Below are 14,426 nucleotides of genomic sequence, written 5' to 3' on the forward strand. Positions count from 1 at the left end.
TGGACCGCATTTCCAGAGCGCTAAACTTCGCTGAGTTCGACACGATCAAGGTCGCACCACGCGCTAACCCCGTAGCGATTGATCTCAGCGCTAACATGTCAAATTGTGAGCCATCCACATGCAGGCTGCCACCTCCAGTTGCGATTGATCGAAGCTCAAGAGCTGACAAGTGCCTTATCATGCTAACTTCTCCATCACCTCGTCGGGAACTTCGTAATTGCCCCAGACGGTCTGGACGTCGTCGTCGTCGTCGAGCGCGTCGATCAGCTTGAACAGGGTCGCCGCGTCGGCCTCATCGACCGTCACCATCGTCTGCGGCCGCCAGGCGAGCTTGGCGCTCTCGCTTTCGCCCAGCACGGGCACCAGCGCCTTGGCGACTTCGTGCAGCGCATCCTGCGCGGTCCAGATTTCATGCCCGTCATCGGTCGACTGGACATCCTCCGCGCCCGCCTCCAGCGCAGCCTCGAATATCTTTTCCGCATCGCCCGCGCTGGCGGGATAGGTGATGAGGCCCATCCGGTCGAAGGCGTGGCTGACCGATCCCGGCGCGCCCAGATTGCCGCCATTCTTGCTGATCGCCAGCCGGACGTTGGTGACGGTGCGGTTGCGGTTGTCGGTCAGCGTCTCGACGATCAGCGACACGCCGCCGGGACCGAAGCCCTCATAGCGCACTTCCTCATAATTCTCGCCGCCGGCCGTCTGCGCCTTGTCGATCGCGCGCTGGATATTGTCCTTGGGCATCGACTGCGCCTTGGCCGCATTGACCGCGGCGCGCAGGCGCGGGTTCATGTCGGGATCGGGCAGCCCGGACTTGGCCGCGACGGTGATTTCGCGGCTGAGCTTGGAAAACAGCGACGAGCGCTTTTTATCCTGCGCACCCTTGCGGTGCATGATGTTCTTGAACTTGGAATGACCTGCCATATTCGCTCTCTGTAACGCCCCTGGTCGCGCGGTTCAGCCGCTGACGGTGACCGCGGTGCCCGACACCGACACCATCAGCATCGACCCCTTGTCGCCGATGACTTCATAGTCGATGTCGATGCCGACGACAGCATTCGCGCCCTTCTCGCGCGCCTCGGCGGCGAGTTCGTCCATCGCCATCGCCCGTGCGTCGCGCAGCGGCCGTTCATACGCATTAGACCGACCGCCGACCAGATCGCGGATATTGGCGAACAGATCGCGGAACAGGTTGGCGCCCATGATGACTTCTGCGGCGACGACGCCGTGATAGGCGGTGATCACCTTGCCCTGGACATCGGGGGTCGTGGTCAGGATCATGCGTAGAACTCCCGGATAGCGGCCTCAGGCGAGGCCGAGTGCCGCCTTGTAGGTCTCGAGCAGCGCTTCGGCTTCGTCGCGGTGGTGCTTTTCCATGCGGCGCAGGCGGATGATCTGGCGCATGGTCTTGACGTCGAAGCCGGTCGACTTGGCTTCGGCAAACACGTCCTTGATATCGTCGGCGATGCCGCGCTTTTCCTCTTCGAGCCGTTCAATCCGCTCGATGAACAGGCGCAGTTGTTCCGCCGACACATTGTCCGTCATGATGTTCCCGCTTTGCTGGAATGAATGGTTGCCGCGCGTCTAGGCGAACCGGGGCGCGCGGCGCAACCGCCCAGTCACAGCGACTTGTGGACAACCCCGTCGGCCATGACGAAATCGACGCGTTCCAGCCGGGTCACGTCGTCGAGCGGGCTGCCCGACACCGCGATCAGGTCAGCCTCGAACCCGGGCGCGAGCTGACCGAGCGTCGCGGCCTGGCCCAGCACGTCCGCCGCGCTGACCGTTGCGGCGCGGATCGCGTCGGCGGGCTTCATCCCGGCGGCGACCATCAGTGCGAACTCCTGCGCATTCTCGCCATGCGGCGAAACGCCGGTATCGGTGCCGAAAGCGATCTTGACCCCGGCGGCGATCGCCTTGCGATGGCTCTCGATCGCGGCCGCCGCTGCCGCTTCCGCCTTGGGCACGGTGGCGGGCGGCAACTGCCCGGCGCGCGCCTGCGCCAACGCCGCCTGGGGCGCGAGCATGGTCGGGACCAGCCAGGTGCCCTTTGCCTTCATCAGCCGGATCGTCGCGTCGTCCAGGAAGGTGCCGTGATCGATCGTGTCGACGCCAGCCTCGACCGCCGCCTGCGTCCCTTCGGCGGCATGGCTGTGCGCGGCGACGCGGCGGCCGAGATTGTGCGCGGTGTCGATGATCGCGCGCATCTCGTCCGGCGTCATCGCGCGGCCCAGCCCGCCCGAGACGTTGGACAAGACGCCGCCGGTCGCGGCGAATTTGATATAGAGCGCGCCCAGCCCGACCTGCTGGCGCACCGCGCGGCGGCAATCCTCGACCCCGTTGCAGATGTTGATCTGCGTTTCCTTCAGCATCTCGGCAATGTCCTCGCGCGCGCCGTTGGTGCCGTCGCCGTGGCCACCCGTCACAGAGATCATCTGGCCGGCATTGACGATCGTCGGGCCCGCCACGTCGCCGCGCGCGATACCGTCGCGCAGCGAGCGGATGCCGCGCGCGTTGCCGCCCAGGTCGCGTACCGTCGTAAAGCCCGCGTCGATCGTCTTGCGCGCATTGCCGACCGCATAAAGCAGGTCGTCGGTCGTCTCGCGATTGAGCGCCGTCGCGCGCGCCTGAAGCGGATCGCCGCGATAGCCCCACAGATGGACGTGCAGGTCGATGAGGCCGGGCAGGACGAACTTGTCCTTCAGGTCGATCAGCTTCGCGCCAGATTCCGGCGCGACGAACCCGTCGCGGACCTCGGCCACCTTGCCGTCGCGCACGATGATCGTGCTCGCCCCGCGCGGCGCCTGGCCTGGCCGGTCGAGCAGCTGGCCGGCGTGGATATAGGTGATCTTCGCCGCGGACGGTGCGCTCTGTGCCGCGGCGGGCGCCGTGGCGAGCAGGCTGCCGGCGAGCAGCGCGGTGGCGATCATGGCTTTCATCAGGCGTCCCCCAAGTTGCCGGGTTCGCCGACGATTCAGCGCCCCGGTTCGGTCATGGCAGGTGGGTCGCTCGCCGGGAAGCTCGCGTCAAGCGCCACATCGAGCGCGGCGTCGCGGCGATTGCGCGCAACGCTCGCCGCCATGCGCTCGATCTGCTCGGGCGTCGCCTCGGGCTGGCGCGCCTTCCACTGGGCATAGGGCATGCCATGGGTCAGCGCGCGCGCGGTGTCGCGGTCGATCGGCGCGCCGGTTTCCGCCGCCGCCTCGCCGATCCAATCGGCCAGGCAGTTGCGGCAAAACCCCGCCAGACCCATCAGATCGACATTCTGCGCATCGTCACGATGTTGCAGATGGCGCACCAGTCGCCGAAATGCCGCCGCCGCGACCGCATCGTCCAGCCGGTCAAGATCGTCCATCGCTGTCCTCCGCGGTTGATCCGCAACAAATATGGATTAGACGCGGGCAAGCACAAGCCAAGGACGCATCCTCCCCATGACCAAGGCCGCCCCCGTTCGATTCCTGCCCCCCCGCCTGCGCAAGGTTCGCGTACTCGCAACGCTCGGCCCCGCGAGCAGCACGCCCGAAATGATCGAGGCGCTGATGCGCGCCGGCGCGGACGCGTTCCGCGTCAACATGAGCCATGGCGACCAGGAATCGAAAATTCCTGTGATCGAGGCGATCCGCGGGCTGGAAAGCAAGATCGGCCGGCCGACGACCATCCTCGCCGACCTGCAGGGTCCGAAGCTGCGCGTCGGCAAGTTCGCCGAGGGCAAGGTGATGCTGGAACGCGGCCAGACCTTCGTCCTCGATCGCGACAAGACGCCGGGCGACGCCCAGCGCGTCGAATTGCCCCACCGCGAGATTTTCGAGGGGATCGAGAACGGCGCGCGGCTGTTGCTCGACGACGGCAAGCTGGTGCTGCGCGTCACCGACCATGATCCCGATCAGATCATCACCGAAGTGATCGTCGGCGGCGCGCTTTCCAATTCCAAGGGGCTGAACGTGCCCGACGTCGTGCTGCCGCTGGCGGCGCTGACCGAAAAGGACCGCTCCGACCTCGCCTTCGCGGTCGACCAGGGCGTCGACTGGATCGCGTTGAGCTTCGTCCAGCGGCCCGAGGATCTGGCCGAGGCGCGGCGGCTGATCGGCGGTCGCGCGGCGCTGCTCGCCAAGATCGAAAAGCCGAGCGCGGTCGAGCGGCTGGAGGAGATCGTCGAGATGTGCGACGGCGTGATGGTCGCGCGCGGCGACCTGGGCGTCGAATTGCCGCCGGAAACCGTGCCGCCGATGCAGAAGCGCATCGTCGAGACCTCGCGCCGGCTTGGCCGCCCGGTGATCGTCGCGACCCAGATGCTCGAATCGATGATCACCGCCCCCACCCCCACCCGCGCCGAAGTGTCCGACGTGGCGACCGCGGTCTATGACGGCGCGGACGCGATCATGCTGTCGGCGGAAAGCGCGGCGGGCGCGTGGCCGGTCGAATCGGTCGCGATGATGGACGCGATCGCCCACGCGGTCGAAAGCGACCCCGCGCATGGCGACCGCGTGCACTTCACCGTGCTGCGCCCCGACCCGACCACGGCCGACGCGCTCGCAGAAGCCGCCAAGTCGATCACCGCGACGGTGTCGGCCAAGGCGATCATCTGCTTCACCATGTCGGGATCGACCGCGCGCCGCATCGCGCGCGAGCGGCCGTCGGTGCCGATCCTGGTGCTGACCCCCAAGGCGGAAACCGCGCGGCGGCTGGGCCTGTTGTGGGGCGTGCACGCGGTGCAGACCAAGGACGTCAACTCGTTCGAGGAGATGGTCGCCAAGGCCAAGCGCATGGCGCTGCGCCACGGCATTGCGGGCGCGGGCGAGCGCGTCGTGATCTGCGCGGGCGTGCCGTTCGGAACGCCGGGATCGACCAACGTGCTGCACGTGGTGGGGATCACCGGGGATGAGCTGAAGGGCTATCGGGACTGAGGGGACGTGAAGCCCCGCCGTCTCCGGTGATTATTCGGCAGGCTGCAGGCTGGGTCGTGTGACGGCGACCGCCGTGCCGTGACGTTGAGCCAACCGCCGGGCGCGGGCCCGGCGCCACCAGATCAGATAGCCGGTGGCCGTCAGCACGCAGGTCACGATGCCGGCCAGCAGGATCAGGATGCGCCCCGGCCATCCCAGCGCCTTGCCGCTGTGCAGCGGATATTGCCAGGCGACCAGCACGTCGCCCGCCGTGCCGCGCACATATTGCGTGTCACCGAGCAGCGCACCGGTGCGCGCGTCGATCGCGATATAACGCGAGCCCAGATCGGCAATGATGTCGCGCGGGTCACGGGCGTAGACCGTCCACACCCCCTTGTCGGCATGATAGACAAGCCCCGACGCCGAGCGCGCCTGACCCTGAGTCCGAGCGACCGCCCATGCCTGATCGGCGTCAACCGGTGGGGCATAGAGCGGCGCGGGCAGCGGCGGGCGTTGCTCGGCAACGGTCGGCGTCGGCGCGCTGATCGGCTTCAGCACGGCGATGAACTGATCGTACAGGTTGAAATAGACACCGGTGAAGGCCAGCGTCGCGGTAACCGGCAACAGCCACATTCCGGCGGCGCGATGCAGGTCGAAAACGCGCTTATGTCCCTTGGCACCCCCACGCAGCCGGAAGCTGTCACGCCAGCGTTTGGCGGAACGCAGCGCCAGCGGAACCGACAAAAGATGGTCGGCCAGCCACATCAATGCCACCACGCCGAGCAGCCAGTAGACCCACGCACCGCCGTGCAGCTCATAATGAAGCTTATACAGGAACGGCATGATGCTGGCGCGTTCCAGCGTCCATTGTCCGAAAACGCGGCTGCCCTGAACCCGGGCGTTGGCAGCATCGACAAAGACCTGGCGACCCTGTGGGCCGACCGCGCCGGGATGTCCGGCCCGATCCGCCAACTCGACGCGAATCGTGTCGCCGGCATCTTGCGGCAGGTGCACATATCGCGCGGTCGAGCCGGGCCATGCCGCCTCCGCCGCAGCGACGGCTGGCCCCAGTTTCACCGCTGCGCCTGGACCCGACATCGCCCGGTAAAGATCCGGGTTCAGGGAGCGATCAATTTCGCCAAAGAAAACCAGGAAGCAGCCGGTAAACGCGATCACGAACAACCATAGCCCGCCGAGCACCCCGAACCAGCGATGCCACGACAAGAGGAGCGAGCGGCGCATCGCCCCTAGAAATCCAGCGACGCGGTGAACTCGATCGTGCGCGGCACGCCATAGGTCACCCGGTCGGGGCCGAAGGCATCGAACGCGAAGCTGTCGGTCAGGTTCTTGCCGTTGATCGCCAGACGCCACCGATCGATCCGGTACGACAAGACGGCGTCGAACGTGGTGTATCCCGGCAGGGTCAAGGTGTTCGCGCTGGTCACGGGCCGATCATCGACGACAAACACGCCGCCGCCAAACCCCAGCCCCTTCAGTCTGCCGGATGCGATTTCATAGCTGGACCACAGGCTGGCGGAATGCGGCGACGTCCGCTGGACCTGACGGCCAAGCACGGCGGGATCGTTGGACCGCGTGACTTCGGCGTCGAGATAGGCGTAGCTGGCCTGAACATTCCAGCCCGGCAGGATTTCACCGGCAAGCGACAGTTCAACGCCGCGACTGCGCTGCTCACCGTCGAGCACGGAAAATCCGAAATTGTCCGGGTCGGGCGTCGCGACGTTGGTCTGGGTGACCTGATAGACCGCGACCGTGCCGGTCAGGCTCTCGGCCAGCTTGGCCTTGGCACCGATTTCGACCTGCTCGCCGCGTGTCGGTTCGAACGGATCGCCGTTGACGGTGCGTCCGGTCTGCGGCTGGAAAGACTTGCTGAAGCTGGCATAGAGCGACAGCGTCTCGCGCGGCTGAAACAGCACGCCGACCCGCGGGCTGAACGCGCTGCCGGACTGAACGGTGCGGGTGTCGGCGACGCGATCGAGGTCGGTCTGATCATAGGTGTCGTAACGACCGCCCAGAACAACGCTGAAACGATCGCCCAGGCTGATGCGGTCCTGAACAAACACGCCGAGTTCCCTCAGGCGGTTGCCCGCATCGAAGGTAAACACCGCAGCGCCACGCGGCGCGCCGTATACGGGGGCGAAAATGTCGATCGGGCCTGACGGATCAAAATCGATCGACAGAAAATCGGCGCGCGAGCTTGAAAGGTCCAGCCCGGCGATCAACGAATGCCGCACTGCGCCGGTGGTGAAATTGCCGCGCAGCGTCGTCTGCGTCTGATATTCCGAATAGCGGTCGAAGGCGTCGAAGGGAAAGCGTTGCAGGGTCCGGCCATCAGCGGCCAGCGTGCCGGGGAATTCTGCCCCGACGACATCATACTGCGTATCCACGAAGCGGAAGATATTGCTGATTGACCAGTCCGCATTGAACTCATGCACCAGGCGCGTGCCGATGCGGAACTGTTCGACATCAATGCCGCCGGTGTTCACATTGCGGCGGCGCGGAATGCGGCCATTGGGGTTGGGCAGGATCGTGCCGACCGCGGGCAGCCCGAAATTCTGGCCGTCGAGTTCGAGCAGCTTGTATGACCCCTCCACCGTCAACCGCGTACGATCGCCCAGCTTTGCGGTCAGTGACGGGTTCACGACCGTGTTGCGGGTGTTCGCGCCCTCCAGGAACGAGCCCTGGTCGCGAAACGAGGTGCTGAGCCGGTAGGTCAGACGGCCCGGCGCATCGAGCGGGCCGGTCAAATCCGCTTCCACGCGGTAAAAGTCATACGATCCGACCGTGCCGGTCAGAAAATAGGCAGGTTCGTCCTCGGGCTGGCGGGTGATGAAATTGATCGTCCCGCCGGGTGACGAATTGCCGAACAACAGTGATGCGGGACCGAGCAACACCTCGACGCGCTCGATGCCAGTCAGGTCGGGACCGAGATTGGCCGCCGGCCCGTTGCCGACTTTCGACAACAGACCGTCCAGCGCGGTGGGGGCAAAGAAGCCGCGCACCTGAACGCGCAGTCCGTCGAAATTGACCGGGGCGGCGTTCCGCACGCTGGGCACGTTCGCAAGCGCCGAGAAGGTGTCGGCGCGCTGATCGCGCAGCAGTTGCTCGGTCAGCACCTGCACCGATTGCGGGGTTTCAAGCAGGGTGGCACCGTCGCGGGTCGAAACGCTGTTCTCGGCTTCATAACCGACCGCTCGGCCGGTGACGATGATGTCGTTGCCGTCCGAACGCTGTGCCGGCTCGTCGGTCATGTGCGCCGCGGCCGGGTTGGAAATGACCATGCCGAGCGAACTGCTCAAAAGGATCGACAGGGACTTGAGGGAACGCATGCGCATCGACACCGGCCGGCTGAATGAACGATGGATGCTCCCTAATTTAATGCGATCGATTTGCAATAGCGATTTCTTGTCGCGGATCGGTTCTGTCGGCTGAGGTTCGTCAGCCGGGGTTGATCCCTGCCGGTCGCCTTCAGCCGAGCAGCCCGAGCCGCCGCAGTTCCGCCCGCACCCCCGCCGCCGCCTCGAACCGGATGGCGTGGATGCCGAGTGCCGCCGCCGCCGCGACATTGGCGGGGTTGTCGTCGATGAACATCGCTTCTTCCGCGCGCAGCCCGAAGCGGGCGAGCGCGAGGCGGTAGATGGCGGGGTCGGGCTTCACCAGTCGCTCCTCGCCCGACACGACGATGTCGCGGAAACGGTCGAACAGGGCCGCCTGGGTCGCGCGGAACGGGGGCCAGAACTCGGCGGAGAAGTTGGTGATCGCGAACAGCGGCACTTGCGCCGCGTCCAATTGCTCGACGATCTCGACCATCCCGTCGACCGGGCCGGGCAGGCTTTCGTTGAAGCGCGGGCCCCAGGCGGCGATCAGATCGGCATGTTCGGGAAACTGTGCGATCCGCTCGGCGGAGGTTTCCGCGAACGGCCGGCCGGCGTCGTGCTGGAAATGCCATTCCTCGTTCACGACATCGCGCACGAAGGCGTCAAGCGCGGCCGGGTCGGCGATCAGCCGCTCATAGAGGAAGCGCGGGTGCCAGCGGAACAGGACGTTGCCGATATCGAAGATGACGGCGGAGATCCGGGGCGATGCCATGCGCTGCTCGGCAATATGGGGGCGGACGAACGCAAACGGCCCGCGTCTCCGGTCAGGGAGAGGCAGGCCGGTTCAGCGCGACCGATCGTGGTTCAGCCCTGGCGGGCCTTGAACCGGCGATTGGTCTTGTTGATCACATAGATGCGGCCGCGACGGCGAATCACGCGATTGTCACGGTGCCGCCCCTTGAGCGACTTGAGGGAATTGACGATCTTCATGACCGGCTCACTTGGCTTTCAATAGGTGTCGGGGTTCCGGGTGGCCCGGAAAGAGCGTGCCGCCTAACGATTGGCCGCGCGCAAGTCAAGCCGCGCGCGTCCCCCCGGCGATGCTGGCCGTCGCCCGATTTCTGTCGCATAGCGGGTGCGGCGGGCGGTTCGTTGCCCGCGACAGGAGACTGGCCATGTTCCGTACCCGCTCCCTCCTTCCGATGACCGCGCTGGCGGCGACGATCCTTGTGGCGGGATGCGCCACAACGCCGCGCGCCGGGCCGGTCGACGTCACCCGCTATCATCTGGGCGGCGCGATTCCCGCGGGCACCGTCGCGGTCGAGCCGGTCGGCGGCCAGCTTGCCACCGGGCCGGAATATCGCACCTATGCCGATGCGGTACAGGCGGAAATGGCGCGGCTGGGCTTTGCCGCCGCGGCCGACCCGCGCACCGCCGACTATGTCGCCGCGGTCGGGTTCCAGCGCCGCCCGGTCGGCACGGTGGAAAAGCCCGCGCCGGTGTCGATCGGCGTCGGTGGCGGCGGGATCAGCGGCGGCCGGCGCGGCGGCGGGGTCGGGCTGGGCGGCGGCGTCGGTTTCGGCATCGGCGGCGGCACGCGCGAGGTGCTGGCGACCGACATCGTCGTGCAGTTGCGGCGTCAAGGGGACGCGACGGTGATCTGGGACGGCAAGGCCACGACCCAGGCGATCGCCCGCACCGACGCTGCGCAGCCGATCGCCCAGGCACAAAAGGTCGCATCCGCGCTGTTCAGGGACTTTCCCGGCGAGTCCGGCATCACTATCACGGTCAAATGAGCATCGATATCAATGCCGCGTTCGACAGCGGCAATATTCGCCTGGTCGCGATCGAAGGCGACCGCATCGACCTTGAGATCGTGCCCGATCATCAGTCCGATTTCTATCAATGGTTCCATTTCCGCGCCGCCGGCGCGCGCGGACGCACGCTGACCTTCCGGATCCTGAATGCGGGCGGCGCGGCCTATGCGTTCGGCTGGCCGGGCTATCGCGCGCGGATGAGCACCGATCGTGCGTACTGGCGGATGACCGACACCGATTATGCCGGCGGAGTCCTGTCATTCACCCATCAGTTCAGCGGCGACGTCGCCTGGTTCGCCTATTTTGCGCCCTATGCGATGGAACGTCATCACGACCTGATCGCGCGGATCGGCGCGCGCGAAGGCGTCCGCCACCGCACGCTCGGCCGTTCGCTCGACGGGCAGCCGATCGATTGCCTCGAACTCGGTACCGGTGCGAAGCAGGTCTGGCTCTACGGCCGCCAGCATCCCGGCGAGAGCATGGCCGAATGGTGGATGGAGGGCGCGCTCGAGAAGCTGACCGACGCGAAGGATGCGACCGCGGCAAGGCTGCGCGCGGCGGCGACGCTGCACATCGTGCCCAACATGAACCCCGACGGGTCGCGGCGCGGGCACCTGCGCACCAACGCCGCCGGCGTCAACCTCAACCGCGAATGGCACGCCCCCACCGCCGAACGCAGCCCGGAAGTGCTGTGCGTGCTGGCGGCGATGGACGCGACCGGCGTCGACTTCGCGATGGACGTGCATGGCGACGAAGCGATCCCCGCCAACTTCCTGGCCGGGTTTGAGGGGATTCCAGGCTGGACCGATGCGCTGGGTGCGAAATTCAACCGGTTCGCCCACGCGCTGGAGGCCACGACGCCGCTGTTCCAGACGCAGCGCGGCTATGAAAAGGCCAAGCCGGGCAAGGCCAATCTGGCGATGTCGACCAACCAGCTGGCCGAGCGATTCGGCGCGGTCGCGATGACGCTGGAAATGCCGTTCAAGGATCATGATCCCGCGCCCGACCCCCAATTCGGCTGGTCGCCCGACCGGTGCAAGCTGCTCGCGCACGCCTGCCTCGACACGCTGGCCGGGATGATCGACGACCTGTAAGCCCTCATCCCGACGACTGTTGCCGCAGAGCCACAGTCGCGGCGGTTTCCGTGCGCGCGCATGTCGATTGACGCTTTTGTCGCGGGCGCATCCCTGCTTTCTGCCGCGCATCCCGAACCGGCGCGTATCGCCGGCGCGGGGGTCAATGCCGGGTGACCGGCGGCGACCGTGTATGTGTTGCGTAGCGTAAGGAAGTAGAAAATGTTGTATTCGCGTAACGCCGGCCTGATGGCCGGTTGCGCCGCCGTGGCGCTGTCCATGTCGCTGATCGCCGTTCCCGCCCACGCGCAGCAGACGCCCGCCGCCCCCGCCGAGCCGCAGGCCGAAACGCCCGAGACCCAGACGGATCAGGACCAGCGCGACGAAGCGATCGTCGTGACCGGTTCGCGCATTGTATCGCCCAACGCCACGTCGATCGCGCCGGTGCAGACGACGACCATCCAGCAGATCACCGATTCGGGCATCACCAATGTCCAGGAACTGCTGCTCGAAAATCCGGTGTTCGGCGCGCCGACCTTTGCACGCACCAACACCGCGTTCCTGACGTCGGGCACGGGCGTCGCCAGCATCGACCTGCGCAACCTGGGCACCGCGCGCACGCTGGTCCTGATCAACGGCCGCCGCGTCGTTTCCGGCGTGCCGGGATCGGCGACCGTCGACACCAACGTTATCCCGACCCAGTTCCTGCAAAGCGTCGACACGCTGACCGGCGGTTCGTCGTCAATCTATGGCTCGGACGCGGTCGCGGGTGTGGTCAACTTCATCTACCGCGACAATTTCGAAGGGCTGGAAGCCAACGCGCAATATGGCATCACCGAACGCGGCGATGATCCGCGCTATCAGGCGAACATCACCTTTGGCGCGAACCTGGCCGATGGCCGCGGCAACATCATGCTGCACGCCGGCTATTCGAACGAAGGCGGCCTGCTGTCGCGCCGTCGCCGCAACACGGTGCTCGACGATATCGACACCTTCCTGGCGACGGGCGAGAACCCCGCCGATTATGGCACGCCGCTGGAGCCGTTCCTGTCCGGTTTCGCGCCGCAGGGCCGCTTCACCGCCGGGGGTCAGTCCTTCACCTATGACCCGCAGGGCAATCTGCAGACCGGGTTCAACACCAACGTCAACGGTTTCAACCGTCAGTTCTTCCGCACCATCGCGGTGCCGGTCGAACGCTATCTGTTCGCCGGACGCGCGCATTATGACGTGACCGACAGCGTCCGCGTTTATGCCGAAGGCACGTTCAACAACACCAGCTCGTCGCGCGAGATCGAGCCGTTCGCGCTGGGATCGGAAAACATCTTCCCCGCCTCCGGCGGCCTGGTGCCGATCGAGACGTTCGTGAACGGCGTGGCGGTGCTCAACCCGCTGGTGCCCGGCGCGATTGCGGCGGCCGCCCAGGACGAGGATGGCGACGGCCTGCGCGACATTTCCTTCGCCCGCCGGCTGAGCGATATCGGCACCCGCAACGGCAGCACGTCGCGCGACTTTTATCGCTTCGTCGTCGGCCTGGAAGGCGACCTGTTCGACAACCGGTTCCGCTGGGACGTGTTCTATAATTATGGCCGCACGTCGGAATCGCAGATTTCGAACGGCCAGGTGAACGTGCTCAACTTCGCCAACGCGCTGGCGGCGATCCCCGACGTCAACGACCTGAACAACAACGGATCGACCACCGACGCCGTCTGCGCCAGCGCGACCGCGCGGGCCCAGGGCTGCGTGCCGATCAACGTGTTCGGCGCCGGATCGATCACGCCAGAGGCCGCCCAATATGTTCAGGCGCCCCAGTCGTTTCAGACGCGCATCACCCAGCAGCAGATCCAGGGCAGCCTGTCGGGCGAGCTGTTCGACCTGCCCGCCGGCCCGCTGGGCATCGCGGTCGGTGCGGAATATCGCAAGGAATCGAGCACCGAGAACAACGATGCGCTGACCAATGCCGGGCTGAACGGCGGCAACGCCATTCCCGACACGGCGGGTTCGTTCGACGTGCGCGAAGTCTTTGGCGAGTTGCGCATTCCGGTGCTGGCCGACACCCCGTTCTTCAAGTCGCTCAACCTGACCGCGGCGGGCCGCATCTCCGACTATTCGACGGTCGGCACGGTCTATACCTGGAATGTCGGCGGCGACTGGGAGCCGTTTGACGGCCTGCGCGTGCGCGGCACCTATGCCCGTTCGGTGCGCGCGCCAAACATCGGCGAGCTGTTCACCGGTCCGTCGCAGACCTTCCCCACCGGTCTTCAGGATCCGTGCGAGGGCATCGGTGCGACGGGCGGCGGCACGATCGGCGACAATTGCCGTGCGGCACCCGGCGTGCTGGCCAACATCGCGGCCAACGGCACCTTCACCCTCACCCAGCCCGACGTTCAGGGGATCAGCGGCTTCAACAGCGGCAATCCCGACCTGAACGAGGAAAAGTCGCGCTCCTACACCTTCGGGGCGGTGCTGGCACCGCGCCAGCTGGGCGGCATTTTCGAGCGGCTGAGCCTGTCGGTCGATTACTTCAACATCGACGTCGAGGATTACATCACCTCGGCCCCGCGCCAGTTCACGCTCGCGCAATGCTATGAAGCCGGCGACCAGGACTTCTGCGACCTCATCCAGCGCCGCGCGACGCCGACCGCATCGAACAGCGCGGGGTCGCTCGAGTTCATCGACGCGCCGCTCATCAACGGTGGGTCGGCGGCGACCGAGGGCATCGACGCGGTCGTGACCTGGAACACCCCGGTGCGGGTGCTGTCGGATACCGGCACGATCGGCCTGCGCGTCGCCTATACCCACCTGCTCAAGGGTTATGTCATCCCGCTCGAAGGAGGTCAGCGCGACGACTTTGCCGGCGAAATCGGTTCGGCCAAGGACCGGTTCACCGCATCGTTCAACTATGCCGACGATGATTTCCGGTGGAACGTGACCGGCACCTATATCGGCCGGTCCGCGGAAGATGACCTGACGCTCGAAGCCTATGGGCTGGAAGCCGAGGACATCACGGTTCCGGCGCAATTCTATCTCGACACCCAGTTGAGCTGGACTGCGGCGAAGACGTACGAGTTCTATGTCGGCGTCGACAATCTGCTCGACAATGACGCGCCGAACATCCTGTCGGGGTCGGTGTTCAACGTGACCGGCACCGACACCGCCGCGGGCGTCTATGACGTGTTCGGCCGCCGCTTCTATGCGGGCGGACGCATCCGCTTCTAACTCCGGCGCAAGACGGGCCCGATGAAACGGGGAGGATGAGGCAAAACCTTGTCCTTCCCGTTTCAGCGTTTAGGGAGCGTCGACACCTATCCGTTCGAAAAGGCT

At 66.2% G+C, this 14,426-nt stretch carries 13 protein-coding genes; 4 read left to right on the top strand and 9 right to left on the bottom strand.

Going from position 1 to position 14,426, the window contains the following annotated elements:
• Nucleotides 1–177: 177 nt before the first annotated feature.
• The 5 genes from AX676_RS02135 to AX676_RS02155 all read right to left on the bottom strand — a co-directional run bounded on the left by AX676_RS02135 (nucleotide 178) and on the right by AX676_RS02155 (nucleotide 3,352).
• The gene (locus AX676_RS02135; RefSeq protein ID WP_066482572.1) at nucleotides 178–921 is read right to left on the bottom strand and encodes a YebC/PmpR family DNA-binding transcriptional regulator; all 744 of its coding nucleotides are present in this window, start codon (nucleotides 919–921) and stop codon (nucleotides 178–180) included.
• 33 nt (nucleotides 922–954) lie between these two features.
• Nucleotides 955–1,278, bottom strand: a complete 324-nt coding sequence (locus AX676_RS02140) for a heavy metal-binding domain-containing protein (RefSeq protein ID WP_066482575.1) — start codon at nucleotides 1,276–1,278, stop codon at nucleotides 955–957.
• 24 nt (nucleotides 1,279–1,302) lie between these two features.
• Nucleotides 1,303–1,542, bottom strand: a complete 240-nt coding sequence (locus AX676_RS02145; protein ID WP_066482577.1) for a DUF2312 domain-containing protein — start codon at nucleotides 1,540–1,542, stop codon at nucleotides 1,303–1,305.
• A 74-nt stretch (nucleotides 1,543–1,616) separates the two neighbouring features.
• Nucleotides 1,617–2,936, bottom strand: coding sequence for a metal-dependent hydrolase family protein (locus AX676_RS02150; protein ID WP_066482580.1), 1,320 nt, complete (start codon nucleotides 2,934–2,936; stop codon nucleotides 1,617–1,619).
• Between the two features lie 35 nt (nucleotides 2,937–2,971).
• A complete protein-coding gene (locus tag AX676_RS02155) occupies nucleotides 2,972–3,352 on the bottom strand; it encodes a DUF1244 domain-containing protein (protein WP_066482589.1) in 381 nt (126 codons plus the stop codon).
• Nucleotides 3,353–3,428: 76 nt separating this feature from the next.
• Here AX676_RS02155 and pyk point away from each other — a divergent pair, with 76 nt between their 5' ends.
• The gene (gene pyk / locus AX676_RS02160) at nucleotides 3,429–4,901 is read left to right on the top strand and encodes a pyruvate kinase (protein ID WP_066482593.1); all 1,473 of its coding nucleotides are present in this window, start codon (nucleotides 3,429–3,431) and stop codon (nucleotides 4,899–4,901) included.
• A gap of 30 nt (nucleotides 4,902–4,931) precedes the next feature.
• Here the strand turns inward: pyk and AX676_RS02165 are convergent, their stop codons facing one another.
• The 4 genes from AX676_RS02165 to ykgO all read right to left on the bottom strand — a co-directional run bounded on the left by AX676_RS02165 (nucleotide 4,932) and on the right by ykgO (nucleotide 9,205).
• Nucleotides 4,932–6,122, bottom strand: coding sequence for a PepSY-associated TM helix domain-containing protein (locus AX676_RS02165; RefSeq protein WP_066482595.1), 1,191 nt, complete (start codon nucleotides 6,120–6,122; stop codon nucleotides 4,932–4,934).
• 5 nt (nucleotides 6,123–6,127) lie between these two features.
• The gene (locus AX676_RS02170; protein WP_066482597.1) at nucleotides 6,128–8,233 is read right to left on the bottom strand and encodes a TonB-dependent siderophore receptor; all 2,106 of its coding nucleotides are present in this window, start codon (nucleotides 8,231–8,233) and stop codon (nucleotides 6,128–6,130) included.
• A gap of 133 nt (nucleotides 8,234–8,366) precedes the next feature.
• On the bottom strand, nucleotides 8,367–8,987 hold the full coding sequence (locus tag AX676_RS02175; RefSeq protein ID WP_066482599.1) for an HAD family hydrolase: 621 nt from the start codon (nucleotides 8,985–8,987) through the stop codon (nucleotides 8,367–8,369).
• Nucleotides 8,988–9,079: 92 nt separating this feature from the next.
• Nucleotides 9,080–9,205, bottom strand: a complete 126-nt coding sequence (gene ykgO / locus AX676_RS02180) for a type B 50S ribosomal protein L36 (protein WP_066482602.1) — start codon at nucleotides 9,203–9,205, stop codon at nucleotides 9,080–9,082.
• A gap of 185 nt (nucleotides 9,206–9,390) precedes the next feature.
• Between ykgO and AX676_RS17615 the strand changes: the two genes are divergently transcribed.
• From AX676_RS17615 to AX676_RS02195, 3 genes are all read left to right on the top strand, one after another.
• Nucleotides 9,391–10,011: a DUF4136 domain-containing protein gene (locus AX676_RS17615; RefSeq protein ID WP_066482605.1), complete on the top strand. Its 621-nt coding sequence runs from the start codon at nucleotides 9,391–9,393 to the stop codon at nucleotides 10,009–10,011.
• Nucleotides 10,008–11,126 (top strand): M14 family metallopeptidase, encoded by a 1,119-nt coding sequence (locus tag AX676_RS02190; protein ID WP_066482607.1) that lies wholly within the window; start codon nucleotides 10,008–10,010, stop codon nucleotides 11,124–11,126. The genes AX676_RS17615 and AX676_RS02190 overlap by 4 nt, the downstream gene beginning before the upstream one ends.
• Nucleotides 11,127–11,327: 201 nt before the next feature.
• Complete coding sequence (locus AX676_RS02195; protein WP_066482610.1) at nucleotides 11,328–14,321, top strand: TonB-dependent receptor domain-containing protein; 2,994 nt, start codon at nucleotides 11,328–11,330, stop codon at nucleotides 14,319–14,321.
• Nucleotides 14,322–14,426 lie beyond the last annotated feature (105 nt).

Source organism: Sphingomonas sp. CCH21-G11 (genome assembly GCF_001555965.1).
GTDB lineage: Bacteria > Pseudomonadota > Alphaproteobacteria > Sphingomonadales > Sphingomonadaceae > Sphingomonas.

What these genes read in the sequence shown, in the direction of transcription:
- AX676_RS02190 (WP_066482607.1), top strand. Translation starts at nt 10,008, where the DNA reads ATGAGCATCGATATCAATGCCGCGTTCGACAGCGGCAATATTCGCCTG.
- AX676_RS02145 (WP_066482577.1), bottom strand. Translation starts at nt 1,542, where the DNA reads ATGACGGACAATGTGTCGGCGGAACAACTGCGCCTGTTCATCGAGCGG.
- AX676_RS17615 (WP_066482605.1), top strand. Translation starts at nt 9,391, where the DNA reads ATGTTCCGTACCCGCTCCCTCCTTCCGATGACCGCGCTGGCGGCGACG.
- ykgO (WP_066482602.1), bottom strand. Translation starts at nt 9,205, where the DNA reads ATGAAGATCGTCAATTCCCTCAAGTCGCTCAAGGGGCGGCACCGTGAC.
- AX676_RS02140 (WP_066482575.1), bottom strand. Translation starts at nt 1,278, where the DNA reads ATGATCCTGACCACGACCCCCGATGTCCAGGGCAAGGTGATCACCGCC.
- AX676_RS02170 (WP_066482597.1), bottom strand. Translation starts at nt 8,233, where the DNA reads ATGCGCATGCGTTCCCTCAAGTCCCTGTCGATCCTTTTGAGCAGTTCG.
- AX676_RS02155 (WP_066482589.1), bottom strand. Translation starts at nt 3,352, where the DNA reads ATGGACGATCTTGACCGGCTGGACGATGCGGTCGCGGCGGCGGCATTT.
- AX676_RS02195 (WP_066482610.1), top strand. Translation starts at nt 11,328, where the DNA reads ATGTTGTATTCGCGTAACGCCGGCCTGATGGCCGGTTGCGCCGCCGTG.
- AX676_RS02175 (WP_066482599.1), bottom strand. Translation starts at nt 8,987, where the DNA reads ATGGCATCGCCCCGGATCTCCGCCGTCATCTTCGATATCGGCAACGTC.
- AX676_RS02150 (WP_066482580.1), bottom strand. Translation starts at nt 2,936, where the DNA reads ATGAAAGCCATGATCGCCACCGCGCTGCTCGCCGGCAGCCTGCTCGCC.
- AX676_RS02135 (WP_066482572.1), bottom strand. Translation starts at nt 921, where the DNA reads ATGGCAGGTCATTCCAAGTTCAAGAACATCATGCACCGCAAGGGTGCG.
- pyk (WP_066482593.1), top strand. Translation starts at nt 3,429, where the DNA reads ATGACCAAGGCCGCCCCCGTTCGATTCCTGCCCCCCCGCCTGCGCAAG.
- AX676_RS02165 (WP_066482595.1), bottom strand. Translation starts at nt 6,122, where the DNA reads ATGCGCCGCTCGCTCCTCTTGTCGTGGCATCGCTGGTTCGGGGTGCTC.